Source organism: Paenibacillus arenilitoris, assembly GCF_014705655.1.
Taxonomy (GTDB): Bacteria; Bacillota; Bacilli; order Paenibacillales; family Paenibacillaceae; genus Pristimantibacillus; species Pristimantibacillus arenilitoris.
In genome coordinates, this window is sequence record NZ_JACXIY010000007.1 from 48,404 (window position 1) to 65,880 (window position 17,477).

17 protein-coding genes are annotated in these 17,477 nt (G+C 56.9%); 10 read left to right on the plus strand and 7 right to left on the minus strand.

Annotation, left to right across the window (positions count from 1 at the left end; all coding sequences use genetic code 11):
* Positions 1 to 45: 45 nt before the first annotated feature.
* The 3 genes from IDH41_RS05510 (at position 46) to IDH41_RS05520 (ending at position 4,128) form a co-directional block, all read left to right on the plus strand.
* Positions 46 to 1,782, plus strand: a complete 1,737-nt coding sequence (locus IDH41_RS05510) for a sensor histidine kinase (RefSeq protein WP_190859031.1) — start codon at positions 46 to 48, stop codon at positions 1,780 to 1,782.
* Complete coding sequence (locus tag IDH41_RS05515) at positions 1,782 to 2,525, plus strand: LytR/AlgR family response regulator transcription factor (protein ID WP_190859032.1); 744 nt, start codon at positions 1,782 to 1,784, stop codon at positions 2,523 to 2,525. Before IDH41_RS05510 ends, IDH41_RS05515 begins: the two co-directional genes overlap by 1 nt.
* 151 nt (positions 2,526 to 2,676) lie before the next feature.
* Positions 2,677 to 4,128, plus strand: a complete 1,452-nt coding sequence (locus IDH41_RS05520) for a carbon starvation CstA family protein (protein WP_190859034.1) — start codon at positions 2,677 to 2,679, stop codon at positions 4,126 to 4,128.
* A 72-nt stretch (positions 4,129 to 4,200) separates the two neighbouring features.
* On the opposite strand, the gene IDH41_RS05525 is transcribed toward IDH41_RS05520, so the two are convergent.
* The 6 genes from IDH41_RS05525 to IDH41_RS05550 all read right to left on the minus strand — a co-directional run bounded on the left by IDH41_RS05525 (position 4,201) and on the right by IDH41_RS05550 (position 7,377).
* On the minus strand, positions 4,201 to 4,635 hold the full coding sequence (locus IDH41_RS05525) for an ATP-binding protein (protein WP_190859036.1): 435 nt from the start codon (positions 4,633 to 4,635) through the stop codon (positions 4,201 to 4,203).
* A complete protein-coding gene (locus IDH41_RS05530) occupies positions 4,632 to 4,964 on the minus strand; it encodes an STAS domain-containing protein (RefSeq protein ID WP_190859038.1) in 333 nt (110 codons plus the stop codon). Before IDH41_RS05530 ends, IDH41_RS05525 begins: the two co-directional genes overlap by 4 nt.
* Positions 4,965 to 5,041: 77 nt before the next feature.
* Positions 5,042 to 5,494, minus strand: a complete 453-nt coding sequence (locus IDH41_RS05535) for a hypothetical protein (protein WP_190859040.1) — start codon at positions 5,492 to 5,494, stop codon at positions 5,042 to 5,044.
* A gap of 93 nt (positions 5,495 to 5,587) precedes the next feature.
* The gene (locus IDH41_RS05540; protein WP_190859042.1) at positions 5,588 to 6,727 is read right to left on the minus strand and encodes a PP2C family protein-serine/threonine phosphatase; all 1,140 of its coding nucleotides are present in this window, start codon (positions 6,725 to 6,727) and stop codon (positions 5,588 to 5,590) included.
* A 46-nt stretch (positions 6,728 to 6,773) separates the two neighbouring features.
* Positions 6,774 to 7,172: a general stress protein gene (locus IDH41_RS05545; protein WP_190859044.1), complete on the minus strand. Its 399-nt coding sequence runs from the start codon at positions 7,170 to 7,172 to the stop codon at positions 6,774 to 6,776.
* Between the two features lie 43 nt (positions 7,173 to 7,215).
* Positions 7,216 to 7,377, minus strand: a complete 162-nt coding sequence (locus IDH41_RS05550) for a DUF1328 family protein (protein ID WP_190859046.1) — start codon at positions 7,375 to 7,377, stop codon at positions 7,216 to 7,218.
* A gap of 160 nt (positions 7,378 to 7,537) precedes the next feature.
* On the opposite strand from IDH41_RS05550, the gene IDH41_RS05555 reads away from it, so the two are divergent.
* The 7 genes from IDH41_RS05555 (at position 7,538) to IDH41_RS05585 (ending at position 16,497) form a co-directional block, all read left to right on the plus strand.
* On the plus strand, positions 7,538 to 8,389 hold the full coding sequence (locus IDH41_RS05555; protein WP_190859048.1) for an alpha/beta fold hydrolase: 852 nt from the start codon (positions 7,538 to 7,540) through the stop codon (positions 8,387 to 8,389).
* A gap of 93 nt (positions 8,390 to 8,482) precedes the next feature.
* Entirely contained in the window at positions 8,483 to 9,262 is a 780-nt protein-coding gene (locus IDH41_RS05560; protein ID WP_190859049.1) for a YheC/YheD family protein, read from the plus strand.
* A 150-nt stretch (positions 9,263 to 9,412) separates the two neighbouring features.
* On the plus strand, positions 9,413 to 10,369 hold the full coding sequence (locus tag IDH41_RS05565; RefSeq protein WP_190859051.1) for an ABC transporter permease: 957 nt from the start codon (positions 9,413 to 9,415) through the stop codon (positions 10,367 to 10,369).
* Positions 10,370 to 10,403: 34 nt separating this feature from the next.
* Positions 10,404 to 11,300, plus strand: a complete 897-nt coding sequence (locus IDH41_RS05570; protein WP_190859053.1) for a carbohydrate ABC transporter permease — start codon at positions 10,404 to 10,406, stop codon at positions 11,298 to 11,300.
* Positions 11,301 to 11,366: 66 nt separating this feature from the next.
* Complete coding sequence (locus tag IDH41_RS05575) at positions 11,367 to 13,034, plus strand: extracellular solute-binding protein (RefSeq protein ID WP_190859055.1); 1,668 nt, start codon at positions 11,367 to 11,369, stop codon at positions 13,032 to 13,034.
* Positions 13,035 to 13,153: 119 nt separating this feature from the next.
* Entirely contained in the window at positions 13,154 to 14,695 is a 1,542-nt protein-coding gene (locus IDH41_RS05580; protein WP_190859057.1) for a response regulator, read from the plus strand.
* Positions 14,692 to 16,497, plus strand: a complete 1,806-nt coding sequence (locus tag IDH41_RS05585; protein WP_223829469.1) for a cache domain-containing sensor histidine kinase — start codon at positions 14,692 to 14,694, stop codon at positions 16,495 to 16,497. Before IDH41_RS05580 ends, IDH41_RS05585 begins: the two co-directional genes overlap by 4 nt.
* Here the strand turns inward: IDH41_RS05585 and IDH41_RS05590 are convergent.
* Positions 16,494 to 17,372, minus strand: a complete 879-nt coding sequence (locus IDH41_RS05590; protein ID WP_190859059.1) for a LysR family transcriptional regulator — start codon at positions 17,370 to 17,372, stop codon at positions 16,494 to 16,496. The two genes, IDH41_RS05585 and IDH41_RS05590, sit on opposite strands and share 4 nt — an antisense overlap.
* Between the last annotated feature and the right edge of the window lie 105 nt (positions 17,373 to 17,477).

Sequence of the window (17,477 nt, forward strand, 5' to 3'; positions counted from 1 at the left end):
AATGAATGGAGAACTAAGGAATGCAGCGGGAAGGGGGAATGCGGTATGTTCGAGCTGCTTATTACGATGCTTGAGCGTTTGGGCATCATTGTGACGATCGCGTTTATTTTGACCCGTTTCCGGTTCTTTCGGGACATGATTTCCAAGGAGGGGCTGAACTGGAAACATCGTTTTACGGCGATTCTGTTTTTTGCAGCTTTCGGCATCATCGGAACCTATACAGGCGTAGCTTTTAACGCCAATACGTATACGCTTCACCCCTGGGCAAACAAACTGTCTCCGGACGAGGCCATTGCTAATTTTCGCGTCATCGGTATCGTCCTCGCCGGCATGCTGGGAGGCTATCGGATCGGACTCGGAGCCGGACTGATCGCAGGTCTGCATCGGTTTACTCTGGGCGGGTTTACGGCAGTTCCTTGCAGTCTGGCAAGCATAATTGCAGGTGTTTTGTCCGGCGCGCTGCATCGTAAATCCGCTGTGGTCAATCCTGGCGTGTCGCTCATGATCGGTTCGGTGGCGGAAGCGTTGCAAATGCTTATTATATTGCTGTTGGCAAAGCCATTCGATAAAGCTCTTGATCTGGTATCCGTCATCGGGGTGCCCATGATTTCGGCTAACGGACTCGGCGCTGCGCTTTTCTTGCTCATCATCAAAAGCGTCGTGAACGAGGAGCAAAAAGCGGGCGCTCTGCAAGCCCAGAAGTCGCTTCGGATCGCGGATCAGACCTTGGGTTATATGCGGCAGGGCATGACCGAGGAGTCGGCGGCTGCCGTGTGCGGCATTCTGTATCGTGAAATGAATGCAAGCGCGGTCTCCATGACGAACGGAAAACAGATTTTGGCCCATATCGGAGAAGGAGACGATCATCATCGGCCGGGGTCTCCTATTCAGACCGCCATAACCAGGCGCGTGCTGAAAGAAGGCAGGCTGGTCGTTGCCGGACATGACGAGCTGCTTTGCGACAATAAGGATTGTATATTAAAAGCAGCCATTATCGCGCCGTTGAAGCGAAGGGAAGACACGATCGGCACGATCAAGTTCTATTTTCATTCCGAGAAGAAAGTGGATCATGTCGTACTGGAGCTGGTGCACGGACTTAGCGTGCTGCTGAGCAATCAGATCGAGCTGGCCGATGCCGACAAGGCGAATCAGTTGAGGAAGGAAGCGGAGATAAAAGTATTGCAGGCGCAAATCAGTCCCCACTTCCTGTTTAATTCCTTGAACACGATTATTTCCCTCATTCGTACGAATCCTGGTCAGGCACGCATGCTGCTGGTGCACTTATCGCATTTTCTCAGGCAAAATTTAAAAGGCACGACGGAGCATAGCGCCTCCTTGGAGACGGAGCTGAAGCATGTGCGCGCTTATCTGTCGATTGAGGAGGCACGGTTCGTCAATAAGCTGAAGGTGAATTACGACATCGACGAGACGCTGCTGGGTTACGTCGTGCCGCCGCTGACGCTGCAACCGATCGTGGAGAATGCGGTGAAGCACGGCATGAAGGATGTGCACGACAACGGCGTTATTCTTATCGTCATACGCCATCGCGGGGGATGGGTCGAAGTTTCCGTTTCCGACAACGGCGGGGGAATGACAAGAGAACGGCTGCATGAAATTGGCGGCCGCAGACTGGCTTCGGAGGAAGGGACCGGTGTCGGTCTCTATAACGTGAATCGGAGGCTGAAGCTGATGTTCGGCGAGGAATCGGCGCTGCAAGTCGAGAGCGCGGCCGGCCGCGGAACGACCGTTACTTTTTTGCTGCCGGATAAGGAGATGAAATAATGGATCAAGAGATTCGGGCATTAATAGCCGACGACGAGCTTTATAGCCGGGACGAACTGAAGCATCTGCTCGTGCAGCACGCCGACGTTCGGATTGCAGGCGAGGCCGACAATGGCGAGAGCGCAGTCATGAAGGCGATCAGCCTGCAGCCGGACGTTGTCTTCCTGGATATCGAAATGCCGGGCATGAGCGGCATGAGCGCGGCGAAGTCGCTCCGTGAACTAAAGAAGCCGCCAATTATCGTATTCGCCACGGCATATTCCGATTATGCGACGGAGGCGTTCCGCTATGAAGCGGTCGATTATTTGCTTAAGCCTTACGATGAAGAGCAATTGTCGGATACGATGCAGCGCATTCGCAAGACGCTGCGGCTGCGCGGCGAGGGAAGGGACGTCGGCGAGGAGCGGAAGCGGTCCGGGAAGCTGGCGGTCGAAAGCGCGGATGAAATCGTATATCTCGAACCAAAGGGAATTTTGTACGTCGTCTTTGAAGACAAGGCTTCCAAGATTGTAACCATGGCTGGAGAATACAGCACGAAGCTGCCGTTGAAGGAGCTGGAACGTAGACTGAACGCCTATCATTTCTATCGCGTGCATAAGAGCTATTTGGTTAATACAAGCTATATTAAGCGGTTGACCCCTTGGTTTAACGGCGCGTATCAGCTTGAGCTGGAGGGCGTCGGCGACAAACTTTTCGTGAGCCGTAACTACGTAAAGGGTTTAAGGGCTCGATTGGAGCTGTAGACTTCGAATGGTTCGATAGCTTTGATGCAAGATAATCGGCTTATACGGTATCTTATCATCGCATAACGGCATCTTGTCCGTAACTTTCCGATAGCGGTCCGCAAAATAGTACAATCGATGTAAGCGGATTCATTTGAGGAGGAATGACAAGATGTATACCTTTATGGCAGGCATCGCTTTATTGGTTGTCGGTTACTTCACGTACGGGAAAATCGTAGAGCGCATCTTCGGCGTAAACGAACAACGGCAAACGCCCGCTTATTCGCATAGCGACGGCGTCGATTACTTGCCGATGAACAAGAAAAAGAATATGCTCATTCAATTACTCAACATAGCTGGAGTCGGCCCGATCTTTGGTCCGATTATGGGGGCCTTGTACGGCCCCGTTGCTTTTATCTGGATTGTTGTCGGCTGTATCTTTGCCGGCGCGGTGCACGATTATTTGACGGGCATGATATCGATCCGAAACCGCGGCGCCCATCTGCCGGAGCTTGCGGGCAAGTTTCTGGGCAACGGGATGAAACATGTCGTTAACGCTTTCGCGATCCTGCTCCTGCTCCTGGTAGGTACGGTATTCGTAACCTCCCCGGCAGCGCTGCTTCATAATCTGATGGACGGAGCGGTTGGCCTGGGCGTCATACTTGGCGCGATCTTCATCTATTATTTGCTGGCGACCTTCTTGCCGATCGACAAAATCATCGGAAAATTATACCCGGCATTCGGCGCCTTGCTGCTGATTAGCGCCGTCGGCGTAGGCGTAATGCTGCTTGTAACGGGCGCCCCGATTCCGGAGCTGACCTTGACGAACATGCATCCGGCTTCGGCGCCAATCTTCCCATTGCTGTTCCTGACGATTTCTTGCGGCGCGTTATCAGGCTTTCATGCGACACAGACGCCGATTATTTCGAGAACGACGCAGAATGAGCGTCACGGCCGTAAAATATTTTATGGCATGATGATTGCCGAAGGCGTTATCGCCATGATCTGGGCGGCTGCGGCAATGAGCCTGTTCCAAGGTCCGGTCGGCCTTAACGAGCTGCTGGCGAGCGGCGGCCCCGCGGCTGTCGTTAGCGAAGCATCAGGTCTTCTGCTTGGCGCAATCGGCGGCACGCTTGCCGTGCTTGGCGTCATCGTTCTTCCGATTACTTCCGGCGATACGGCGTTCCGGAGCGCGCGCATGATTATTGCCGACTACTTGAAAGTGCCGCAGAAAAAGCTGTTGAACCGGATTTGGATCGCCCTGCCTCTGTTCGTCGTATCCTTTGCGTTGACAAAAATCGATTTCACGATTTTATGGCGTTACTTCTCCTGGGCCAACCAATCCACGGCCGTCATTGCCCTGTGGGTCGGCGCGATGTATCTGTTCGTCGCGAAGAAAAATTATTGGATCGCCATGATTCCGGGCATCTTTATGACGATGGCGACGATGACGTATATCCTGAATGCCGGCATCGGCTTCGGATTATCCTTGAATGTTTCCTATATCGGGGCTGTCATCGTGACGCTAGCCGTCATTGCCTTGTTCTACCGCTCCGCGGTAAAAGCAAGGGCGAATGAGATGCCGATCGATCTCCCGATGAAGGATTGGGAGCAAGCGGCGTGAATAGGATGTAAATTGAAACAGGGCTGTCCTCCAGGTCGATTAACGACCTGACAAGGACAGCCCTTCGCGGCTTTACGGCTCCATGGCCGCATACTTCTTCATGACGACCGCCGTCCCAACGGACGTCGACCGGACGTCGACTTCGTCCATCAGCGCCTGCATCAGATAGAGGCCGAGGCCGCCCGCCTTTAAGCCGCCGATGTCTCCTTCCGCGGCCGGCGCGGCGCTGCTTAAAGCGCCGGCAAGCGCCGCGCCCGTCCCGCGGCTGGCTACCTCAATCGTAAGCCCGGTCGCGTCCGCCTCGTAGCGGATGTCGATCGCCTCAAGGCCCGAAGCCTGCGTGCCGTGCAGGATGGCGTTGTTGCACGCCTCCGAGACCGCGACCTTCATGTCTTCGATATCCTCGTAGGCAAAGCTCATTTTCGACGCGATGCCGTACAGACAGATCCGGACCAAATCCAAATATTCCGCATGGGCCGGGATTTGCAGGTTGACGGCGCCGCTCATGGCTGGTCTCCGTTCCCGGACGACAAGTAACCCGATATGCCCGTCAGCTCGAATAAGCGCATGATCGCCGGCGGGATGTCGCGCACGTAGAACGGCGCCTTCAGCTCGTCGCGCAGCTTCAGAACCGAGACGATGACGCCGATGCCGGTGCTGTCGATATAGGTTAATCCGCCCAATTGAAGGATGAGCGCTTTGTCCGTCCGGTGCATGACCGGCTCAAGCGCGGAGCGCATTTGGGGCACGACCGCGAGGTCGAAATCCCCGCTTACGTCCAGAATGACGGCTTCCGTCGTTTCTTCCGCCACGATTTGAAAAGGCTCTGCTCTCATAGGCTTCACTCCGCTCGCGATTTGATGAATAAATAGTAGCAGGATCTTCCTTCCGGGACAAGCCGGAAAAGGCGCAGTCAGACGCTGGCCAGGTGATAATACCGGATGCGTTCCAGCGTCTGCGTCTCGTTATCGATGAACAGCTTCAGCAGCGCTTCCTTACGTTGGAACACGATGCCGTCCTCGGCCTTATAATCGGGCTCGCCGAGCAGCTCGCGCAACGCTTGCGCCGAAGGGGGCACCGTCTCGCCGTCGATTGTCAGCGAGGCCGCGCCGCCGGGAATTTCGACGAAATCGACGATCCCGCCGCGCAACCCGATCCGCATGTCCGGGTAATCGTATATTTCGCTTTCCGCGAGATAAGGATCCTTCGCGACATTAGCGGGCTTTCCCTGCTTGCGGACGATATCGCCGGCATCGTCGTAGAGCGTAATGCCGTTCACGTTACGAAGGTCGACCTCAGGAGCCGGATGCGTCCCGATGACGCCGCTCAGCATAATTCCGATCAGAATCGGTTTGAACATGACCATTTTTCATCCCTCCCATTATAGAACACTTGCCGCAAGTTTCTATAATGTCGGATACCCGTTACGGGCTAGTTTGAAACAGGCTTCCGATCAAGCCTATTTCGCCCGGAGCATGACCAGGCAAATATCATCCCGTTCATGGCCGCACTTGCTCTCGGGAATCAGCCTGGCGGCAAGCTCGGGCAGCTCCAAATCCCCGCACGCGGCAAGGCGTCCGGCAAGCATGTCCGCCGTTGTCCCGCCGTCCCCGCCGTCCGCCATAGCCTCGGTCAAGCCGTCCGTGTACAGAATGATCGTCGCCTCTTCCTCGTACTCGATCGTTCCTTTGGCGACTTCGATCGATTCGAACAATCCGATCGCGCAGCAGCCCTCCGTAAGCAACGCGGTCTTGCCGCCGAGCAGCGCAATGCCGGGCGGATGCCCGGCATTCACGTACTCGATCGTTCGCCGCTTCGTATCGATAACGAAATAGATAGCCGTGAAATAGTAGTTCAGCAGTTCTTCCTTCCTGTACAGCTTCTTCATATGCCGGTTAAGCTCCTGCATAACGTTCTCCGGATCGGTGATTCGGGTAATGTTGTCCTGCAGGACGGAGCAGATGTACATGCACACCAGGGAGGAGGAAATGCCGTGCCCCATAATGTCCAGCAAAATAACCCCGTAGCGGTCGCCGTCGATCCGGTACCACGCATAGAAGTCGCCCGCCAGCTCGGAGGAAGGCTGATAGACCGCGCCGATGTCCACATTCTCGTCCCGAATGGGCAGGCTTAGCACGCTGCGCTGCACCTGCTTGGCCAGCTCCAGCTTATATTTCATCCGTCTATCTCTTTCCTTATGCCAGTCGATTTCCTTCTTTAACCGCATGGCCGAACGGATACGGGCAAGCAGCTCCATCTTGTTGATGGGCTTCATGACGTAATCGATCGCGCCGGCGTCGAGCGCTTCCGCCATTTTGCCGGAATCGCCGACCGCCGTCACGAATATGATCGGAACGTCCTTGTACCTGTCATCCTCCCGGATCCGCCGGCATGCCTGCAGACCGTCGATATCCGGCATCATCATGTCCATCAGAATCAAGTCGACGGGCTGCGCCGCGCCCGGCGAGCCGATGCCGAGCCGGCCGTACAGCTCCGGCGCGGAGGAGACCGCCGCGACGGAGCCGTAGCCCGCTTTGTTCAGAATCGCCTTGATGATGAGCTGATTGGTCGCGTTGTCGTCTACTATTATAATGCTCATTCGATAGCTCCTTTACGTGAATGCCGCGGGCGGCGCCGCGGCCCGATTATACCATGTGGTAAGGGTAAAAATGCACGTACGGATCAAATTCTTCGCCCTCGTACGGCTTTCCTCCCCAAGCGATGACCAATATTTTATCGCGGTCCATTTCGACCTCCAGCCGCTCCGCGTCCCGCTCGGAGATGCCGAGCGAGCGCATCTTGGCGCGCAGCTCGTCGCCGCTCGAGCGGAACAGGTTGGCGACGGCATTGCCCAGCCCTTCCACCGTCACCCCGATTTTCTCCGCGTCGGTGTTGTCCGCGATCCGCTTCGTCCGGTCCTTGTCATGCGCCAGGACGAAGATGTTGTCCTTGTCGTAGCCTTCCGTCCGGAACCGGGCGACCTGCTGCTGCACCTCCGTAATATTGTCCACCGTATGCACTTTCGTAATTGTAGGATCGATCATAAGAAACGCCTCCTAATGATAGATTTGTTTTTGCTAAGCCTTGCTAAACCCGTCTTCTCCCGAAAATAAGGGATGCGATAAACAAAATGACGAAGACGACGAACAGTATTTTTGCAATCCCGGCCAGCGCCGACGCAATCCCGAAAAATCCGAATATCGCCGCCGCGATCGCAAAGATGAAAAATAAGAGAGACCAACCCAGCATCGTGAATCACCTTCCTTCCGTCGAGAATGACCGGTCTGCCATGTTGTTAACCCGAACTTGCGAGGGCGAAACATTTTTTTCGAAAAGGTTTCAAGCGCGGCTGGAGCGGTTAAGAAACGACACTAAGCAATCATCCAATCGAAAAGGCTGGTGAGGATCGATGAGAACGCATCGTATTCATTTAAACGGCTTTGATATGGTTTATAAGGAATGCGGAAATCCGGAAGGCGCAGCGGTCGTATTGCTTCACGGTTTTTGCGGTTCGTCCAACTACTGGCATAAGCTTTGTCCGCTGCTCAGCTCGAACTACCGCGTCATTATGCCGGATCTCCGCGGTCACGGCGAATCTTCGGCTCCGGAGGGCGCCTATACGATGGAGAAGATGGCCGACGACGTGGCGCGGCTGCTGGACGTCCTTCGCATCGACAAGGCGGTCGTGTTCGGGCATTCGTTAGGCGGATACGTAACCGCCGCCTTCGCGGATGCGCATTCGGACAAGCTTGCCGGGTTCGGGCTTATCCATTCCACGGCGCTTCCCGATACGGCGGAGATGAAGCGCAAGCGCATTCGGGATATCGTCGAAATTCGCGCGAAGGGCATCGCCCCTTACGTTCGGGGCATCATGCCCCGGCTTCTCCCGGAGAAGCGGCGCGACGAATTGCGCGAGGATCTTAAGCAGATGATCGAAATCGGCTGCCGGATGGCTCCCGAGGCGGCGATCCGGACGCTCGAGGGGATGCTGCAGCGGCCGGACCGCAGCCGCGTGCTCGCCGAGGCCGCCGTTCCCGTGCTGCTCGTGGCCGGAGAGGAGGATACGGTCGTCGAGCCGGATATGACGTTTACCGTGTCGGTCATGAACGCCCCCTGCACGACGTACAAGCTTCCGCATATTTTGGAAACGGCTTTCGAAGGGGTCGCCCATATGAGTCTGGTGGAAGTATCGGACCAATTGGCCCGCGTCATGCTGTCGTATTTGCAGACGCTGGCCGAGAAGGAGCGGATGGTGCCTTAAGCCTGGCGGCCAAATGATATTTTTGAGTCTACTACGCATTCGTACAAGTTGAACGGAATCTTGCAACATACAATGCGAGAGAGGTGAGATTCCGTGCTCAAGAAACGATATGCGAGCCGAAAGATAAGAGGCAAGCTGAAAGTATGCCGATACTTGTCCGCGAACGGTTGGCTGAAGAGCCACGTGCCGGATACCATTGCGTTCAGTTTGCCCAATCTTGAGCTTATGGCGGGACGCTACGACATGCTCTATATAAAGCCGGATGTCGGTTCGATGGGAATCGGCATATCGATGCTGAAGCGGACGGAAGAAGGCTACGAGCTTTTCAAAATCGTCGGCAAGGGGCAATTGCACGAACGGTTCGAGTCGCTGCAGGGCGTCTACGACCGGTTGGCCGCGCCGAGGACGATCCCGCTTATTATCCAGCAAGGCATTACGCTGGACCGCGTGCATGACCGCCCCTACGACATTCGGGTGATGGTGCAGCGGATGCCGCGGGGGGCCTGGGTATGCACGGGCTTCATGGTCAAGGTGGGCGCCGGCGACAAGATCGTGACGAACTATTACCAGGGCGGCGCGCTCTACACGATGGCGATGCTCGGCAGGGGTAAGGGAATGACGCGGCAGGAGCTCGCAAGCCGGGTCCGGGGACTGGCCGGCAAGGCGCTTCAGGTAGCCCGGACGCTGAGCAGAAGGCAGCCGGGCATGCGCGAGATGGGCATCGACTTCGCCTTCGATGAGCAGCAGAGGCTGTGGGTGCTCGAGGTTAATTCGAATCATCCGCAGTTTCACCCGATGAAGACGCTCGACCGGAGGGCTTACAACCGGATGATGCGCTTCGCGGCCAGCTACGGCCGGCGGTCGGCGAAATAGCGGGAGGGAAGATCAGGGAGTCATCCTTGATCTTCTTTTTTTTGGGCGATGATTGAAAAGTATCATATTTCGTTGATCAGTCAGCTAGCACGGGCATGAAGCGCCGAGATAGAATACAAGAAGAACGACGAGAGCAAGGAGGAGGACGCGATGCCGCAGCTTACCACAGGCAAACCGCTGAAAATGAAACCGCAATCAAAGAGCGCCTTCGTCCGGTTTATGAAGCAAATCGATATCCAGCTCATGGTGCTCCCCGCGCTGCTGCTAGTCATCGTATTCAGCTACATTCCGATGTACGGCGTGCTCATGGCCTTTCAGGACTACAGCATATTCAAAGGATTCCTGGCGAGTCCCTGGACGGGCTTCAAGCATTTCGAAATGTTTTTCGAATCCCCGGACTTTTACGGGGTTATGCGAAATACGATCGTCATCAGCCTGCTGAAATTTTTTATCGGGTTTCCCGCGCCCATTCTGCTTGCGCTTATGCTTAACGAAGTGAAGAACATGATGTTCAAGCGCGTCGTGCAGACGGTCAGCTACTTGCCCCACTTCATGTCGTGGGTCATCGTGGCCGGGCTGGTCATGTCGATGCTGTCGACGGACAACGGGAGCGTCAACATTTTGCTGGAGCAGATGAATTTCATCGAAGAGCCGATCAACTTCCTGTCGCTGCCGGAGCTGTTCTGGTCGATCCTCGTCTCCACCGGGGTATGGAAGGAAATCGGATTCGGCTCCATCGTCTATCTGGCGGCGATCGCCGGGATCGATCCGAGCATGTACGAGGCGGCGGCGATGGACGGCGCGAGCCGGTTCAAGCAAATCTTCCTGATTACGCTGCCGTCGATCATGCCCGTCGTCATCATCTTCATGATTCTCGCCATCGGCAACCTGCTGAACGCCGGCTTCGAGGACATTCTTCTGCTGGCCGTCAATCCGGTTCTCAGGGACGTGTCGGATGTCATCGATACGTACGTTTACCGGGTCGGCATCCAAAATTCCAGATACTCCTACGCCACGGCGGTCGGGCTGTTCAAAGCGGTCATCAGCGTAGGACTGCTGACGATGGCCAATTACATCGCCCGCAGAGCCGGCAGCAGCTTATGGTAAGGCTACACATTTGTCGGGAAAGGCGGATGGTTCCGTGATACGATTGAGCTTTGGGGACCGCGTCATGACGGTCATCATCTATATGCTGCTAACGCTGCTTGCGTTCATGACGTTCTACCCGTTCTGGAACGCGCTCGTCATCTCCTTCAACAGCGGGATGGATACGGCGCTCGGCGGCGTGACGTTCTGGCCGCGGGCATGGACGCTCGAAAACTACGGGATCGTCTTCAACGACGCGAGGCTGCTGAACGCCTTTTTCATCTCCATCGCGCGCACGGCCGTAGGGACGGCGACGTCGATTCTGCTCACGGCCGTGTTCGCCTACGGGCTATCCAAAAAAGAGCTGATGGGCCGAAAGTTTTATATGGTGCTCTGCATCATTACGATGTATTTCAGCGGCGGGTTAATCCCATCGTTTCTGCTGATCCGCGAGCTCGGCTTAATGAACAGCTTCTGGGTGTTCATCGTCCCTTCGCTCGTCAGCGTCTGGAACATGATCATCTTCCGCACGTTTTTTCAAGGCTTGCCCGCCGGACTCGAGGAATCGGCCAAAATCGACGGCAGCGGCAATTGGGGCGTCTTCTTCCGCATCGTCATTCCGCTGTCGGGCCCCGTCATCGCCACGCTGTCGCTGTTCACGGCCGTGTATCATTGGAACGACTGGTTCGGGCCAAGCATCTACATATCGAGCGAAGGGCTCCTTCCGATACAGACGATGCTGAAGCAAATTTTGAATTCGAACATCGTATCCGACCAATTGGCGCAGCTCGATTCGGCCGCCCAAGGGCAGCTCGCCAAGATGAGGACGGTGACGAGCAAGTCGCTGTCGATGGCGACGATGATGGTCGCGACGATTCCGATCGTCCTCGTCTATCCTTTCGTGCAGAAATATTTCGTGAAGGGCGTGCTGATCGGGTCCTTGAAGGAGTAGCCTAACGCCGGTTTTGGAGCGAAAGCTTTGAACATATAACTAGAAGCTTGAAAGGGGTTTGTACAGATGAAGCGAAATGGAAAACGGTTTGCCCCCGTCCTGTCCGCCTTCATGGCCGTCGCGTTAATGGCGGGCTGCAGCGGCGACGGAGGGAATGCCGGCAATGCGGGAGGCAACGCGGCCGCAAGCGGCAACGCGGAAGAAGGCAGCGGCAATAAACCCGCATCCGTCTACGAGCTCGGCAAGGAGCAGCTCGAATTCACCCTCTACGGCCATTACGATTGGTATACGATGCCGGCATGGGGCGGCGACATTACGAGCACGTGGATCAAGGACACGAAGAAGGTCAACGTCAAGCCGATCCATTCCGGCGGCGCGGCGCAGCAGAAGCTGAACACGATGATCGCGACGGGCGACCTGCCCGACGCCATATGGCTCGAGCGCGTCGACGTCGAGAAGCTCCGCAGCGCCGATCTGCTCGTGCCGTTCGACGACTATCTCGACAAATACCCGAATTTGAAAAAATGGCTCGGCGACGAAGGGATCAACATGCTCCGTTCCGAGGACGGCAAGCTGTACCAGTTCCCCAACTGGTACACGAAGCAGCCGAACGGCAACGCCGGCTACGTCATCAACAAGAAAATTTACGAGGAGCTCGGCTCGCCGAAGCTGGAGACGACCGACGATCTGTACAACTATTTGAAGCTCGTGAAGGAGAATTATCCGAACGTCGTGCCTTACGAGCCGCATATCGCGAAGGACGGGCAAGGGATCGACGTGCTGTATTCCGCGTTCAAGGAGAACGACCAGAAGTACCCGGGCATGCGCGCCGTGCCAAGCGGCGATAAGCTGACCTCGATCTTCCTTGATCCCGAGTACCGCGAAGCGATGCAATATATTTCCAAGCTGTTCCGCGAGAAGCTCATTACGCAGGACGCGCTGACGCAGACGATCGATCAAATTACGGAGAAGGTGATGACGGGACGCGTCGCGGTATTCGCGTCGGCTTCCCCGACCGAAATCGCCATGCAGGCGCACGCGGAGCTTACGAAGAACGATCCGAACGCCGGCTATTTCATGATTTGGCCGATCCATAAGGAAGGGCTCGACAAGAACAAAATATTCCCGGGCACGTACGGCATGCTCGGATGGAACGTAACGGTCATCACGAAGTCCGCCGAAAATCCGGAAGCGATCTTCGCCTTCTACGACTGGCTGACCGGTCCCGAGGGGCAAAGCGCGCTCATGTGGGGACCTCCCGGCATCTATTGGGACGGCGTGGAGGTGGACGGCGAGACGCCGGTATTCACGGAGAAGTATACGTCGGAGGCAAGCGAGCTCGCGAAGCTTCAGGCCATTACGACGAACCTGAACTGGGTCGGCAATACCGTGTTCATCGATACGACGAAAGCGAAATTCGAGGAGACGCTGCCGGTCGAGCAGCAGAACTGGTCGACCCGCTACCAGCGCGAAATTACGTGGAAAACGCAGTCCAACGCGACGGAGTTCATCAATATCGATCCGCAGCCGGACTCCGAGGAGGGCATCATCCGCCAGCAGGTCGAGGATATTTATTTGGAGGCGAGAGCGAAAGCGCTGTTCGCCAAGGACGACGCGGAGGTGCTGGCGATTCTCGATCAGGCGCAGAAGGACGCGGAGGCGGCCGGCTACGACAAGCTGCTTGCGTTCAAGACGCAAAAATGGCAGGAGAACCTGGCCAAAATAGGTTCGTAATAAGAGACGCTTCTTCAAAACGGTCGGGTATGCTAAGCTTTTTGGCATACCCGAATTTTTGCTGTTTGTCTTGCTCGTGCACGACGATTCGGATTTTCGGAAATGGAGCTGAGATAAGCATGTACAACGTACTGCTCGCGGATGACGAAAGGCTGGATTTGGACGGCATGCGCACCTTTATTCCTTGGGAAGAGCTCGGCATGCGGGTTGCGGCATGCGCCACGAACGGGTTCGATGCGTGCAAGGCGCTGGAGACGGAGCCGATCGATATTCTCGTCACCGATGTGCGCATGCCCCATATGTCGGGACTGGAGCTTGCGAAGCGGGCGCTCGAGCGGCGGCCCGGCATCAAGATCATTTTCATCAGCGGCTATCAGGACTTCAGCTATGCGAAGCAGGCGCTCTCGCTCAACGCGGTCAATTACGTCCTGAAGCCGATGGACGATCAGGAGCTGATCGACACGCTTGCCAAGGTGCGCGACGATTTGGACCGGGAGCGGGTTCGGGAGGCGGCGTACGGGCAGATGATCCCGATCGTCAAGAACGAATATTTGCTCCAGCTGCTCGAAGGCGGCGGCGGCAGCAAGACGATCGAAGCGCTGAACCGGGAGTACGCGATGGACCGGTTCGAGTATCCGGGCTTCGTCGCCGTTCTCGAAATCGACGGCAGAGCCGGCCAGCGAAGCGAGGGCCCCGGGGATGAGAAGGAAGAGCTCGAGCGGGTCATGTCCGTGGGACGGCGGCTCGGGGCGGAGCATATGTGCAAAATAAACCGGACGCGGCTGGCGGTAATCGCGGGAGCGGAGGGCGGCAGGGCGATGCTGGAGAAGCTTGTCCGCGCCGTCCGCGACGAGTGCGGCTTTACCGTAACCGCGGGCGTCGGGGAGAGCCGGGGCTCGCTGGCCGAAATGTCGGGGTCATACCGGCAGGCGGCGGAGGCGCTCGAATTGAAAATTTTTTACGGCAAAGGCGAAATTATCGCCTACGGGGAAGCGCGGCCGGCGGAGAAGGAGGAAATCCGGCATTTGGACGCGAAGCTGGAAGCGCTGTTCGCGGCTATGGCGAATTACGAGCTGGTCCTCATTCACGACAAGATCGACGATTTGTTCCAAATGGCCAAAAGCTTGAAGTCCCCATTCACGCTGCGGCACTATTCGCTGTACATTCTGATGAAGCTCGACGACTATTTGCAGCGGACGAACGAGAACGCTTACCGGCTGCTCGGCATGGAGCTGGACAAATACGACATGATCGCGCAGTTCGAAACGATCGGCGACATCCGGCAATGGCTGAGAAGGCGGGTCTACGAAATATCGGAGACGATTCAAGAGGGCAAGCAGAAAAAAAATTGGAAGCTGGTCAAGCAGCTGATCGAATATATGAAGGAGAGGACGCAGGAGAGCTTGACGCTGCGCGATTTGGCCGTGCAATTCTCGTTGTCGCCGAACTACCTGGGCCATATTTTCAAAGAGGAGACCGGCAAAAATTTCAGCGAATTTTTCATCCAGCTGCGGATGGAGCGGTCGTGTGAGCTGCTCAAGACGACGAACATGAAAATATACGAGATCGCCGACCGGGTCGGCTACCGGTATTTGCCGTATTTCAGCCGGCAGTTCAAGGAAACGTACGGCATGACGCCGCTGGAGTACAGGCGGGCATGAGGGGCGGCGCCGCGGCCGAGAGGAACGAGCACCGCTACGTTCCGTTCGGCATCAAGCTGATGATCACGTACAGCCTGTTCATTTTTATCCCGGTGCTTCTGGTCGGCTACGCCGCCAATCTGATCTTCACGGAATCGATCCGGGAGCGCACCCGCGAAATCAATCAGGGCACGCTGGAGCAGATGAAGGACAATATCGGCTACCGGCTGAAGGACATGTCGCGCATATCCGGCATGCTCTATTTCGACAACAACCTCGCCTCCTATCTTCGCCATTACGAGGAGGGCTGGGTCAGCTACGAAGCGACGACGAAGCAGCTGCTGCCGAAAATCCAAACGACGATCGAGGCGGCCAACAACAAGATGCGGCTGGCCGTCTACCTTCATAACGACACGCTGCCGGAAATTTACCATAACTACATGGACAGCGATCCGTTGAGCGCGGAGGGGCCGCGATTCGACTTGTACCATATCGACCGGATTAAGGACAAGCCCTGGTACACGGAATACCCGGAGGAGCAATACGGCGCGACGCTGCAATGGAAGCAGGTGGAGGGGGACGCGAAGTTCGGCCACATCTCGCTCCTCAGGCGGCTGGTGGATACGAACGATCCGATTCTGCTCGAGGAGATCGGCTTCGTGCGCATCAGCATTCGCCTGACGGATTTGCTCGAGAGCGTCGATTCCGCAAAGATCGGCGACGGCACGACCATTTACGCGACGGACGAGCACCGCAACATTATGTTCGCATCCGGGGATGCGGCCTATAACGCGGGCGAGAAGCTGAGCGAGGAGCGGCTGTCCGGCTACTGGGTCATCGACGAGGAGATCCCCCAGCTCGGCTGGCATTTGGTCGCGCTCCTGCCGTCGGACATGATGGAGAAGGCGACCGGGGAAGTAAGGATGTGGACGATCTTCATCAGCCTCGCCTGCTGCGTCGCGTTCTCGCTCGCCGGCTTGTTCATCTCCCGCTTCTACTCGCGCAAAGTTTCCAAAATCGTGCGCGTGCTGGACTCGTTCCAGGAAGGCGAATTTCAGAAAAACATCCGGTTCAAGGGCAAGGACGAATTTACGCGCATATCCGTCGCACTGAACGAGATGGGAAGAAGCATCGACGGGCTGATCCAGGAAGTGTACATGACGAAAATTCAGAAGAAGGAAGCGGAGCTGGAGTCGCTGCAGGCGCAGATCAATCCGCATTTTCTGTACAATACGCTCTCGTCGATCAGCCGGCTGGCGAAGTTCGGGGAGGTGGACAAGCTGCAGCGCATGGTGCTGGATCTCGCCAAGTTCTACCGGCTGTCTCTGAACGAAGGGCGAACGGTCATACCGGTCAAGAACGAGCTGGAGCAGGTCGGCGCCTACATCAACATTCAGAAAACGAAATTCGGCGACGGTCTTCAGGTGCTGTTCGATATCGATCCCGCCATTCTCCGCTACGAGACGCTGAAGCTGATCCTGCAGCCGTTCGTCGAGAACGCGCTCGAGCATGCGTGGTACGGCGAGGGCATTCATATCCGCATCGTCGGCCGGCTCGAGGAAGGGAGGATCGTCTTCCAGGTCATCGACGACGGCGTCGGCATCCGTCCGGACACGCTCCGCCAGCTGTTCGACCCGGCGGAGAGCTTGAACGTCGGCTACGGCATCCGCAACGTGGACAGCCGGATCCGGCTGCACTTCGGCGCCGAGTACGGTGTGAGCATCGCGAGCAGGCCGGGCATCGGCACGTCGGTCAGCCTCACGATTCCCGCGCAGCCGCAGCGATTTCCGCCTGCGGGATCGTCCCGGCGCGAGGGGCCTTAAGGCAGCAGCCCGATAAAACGTTTCGCGGCTGCGGGCAGCGGCACGCCGCGCAGCGTGGCGATGCCGATGCTTCGCGGCGGCGGCGGGGGCAGCAGCGGAATTTCGACAAGCTCGCCGGAGGCGAGCGCATCCTCTACGGCGGCGCGGACGACGAACGCCAGCCCGAAGCCGCCGCGGGCGAACCGCGCAAGCAGGTCGACGCTGCCGAGCTCAAGCTCCGGCGACAGCTTGACGCCGTGCGAGGCGGCGTAATCGTCGAGGAAGCGCCGCGTGCTCACGCCCTGCTCCAGCAGGAGCAGCGGATAATCGCCGAGCTCGGACAGCGGAAGCGGTCTATCGGCCAGCCGGGCATAGCCGCCTCCCGCGACGAGGCAGTCCTCGAGCGGCGCGCTCTCGCGAAATTCGATCCCCGGGCCGGCAGCCGGCAGATGCACGATGCCAAGATCGAGCTTGCCTTCCTTCAGCAGGGCGATCGTCTCCGGCGTCGTCCGGTTCGTCACGCGAACGCGGACGCCCGGGAAGTCCGCGCGGAACCGCTCCAAATACGGCATCAAATAATGGCTGCACAGCGTATCGCTGGCCCCTATCCCGATTTCGCCGCTCTGCAGCTGATGCATCTCCGCAAGCATCCGCTCCCCCGACTCGATAAGGCCGTATGCCTGCTCGATATAGCGGTACAGCACCTCTCCCTCCGCCGTCAGCTTCACGCCCTTCGCCGTCCGGAAGAACAGCTGCCCGCCAAGCTTCGCCTCCAGCTGCTTGACGGTGTGCGTGACGGCAGGCTGGGTAATGAATAAGTGCTCCGCGGCCCGCGACAGGCTGCCTGTCTTGGCCGTCCAATAAAAGACGCGGTACCATTCCATATTTGCCAGCATCCTATTACTCCTGTTTATATGACGTATTATGAATATCAATTTTTTTTATGCCACTGCCGTTATTATAATAAACCTTGCAAAGCTAACACAACGCTTGGGAGGCGG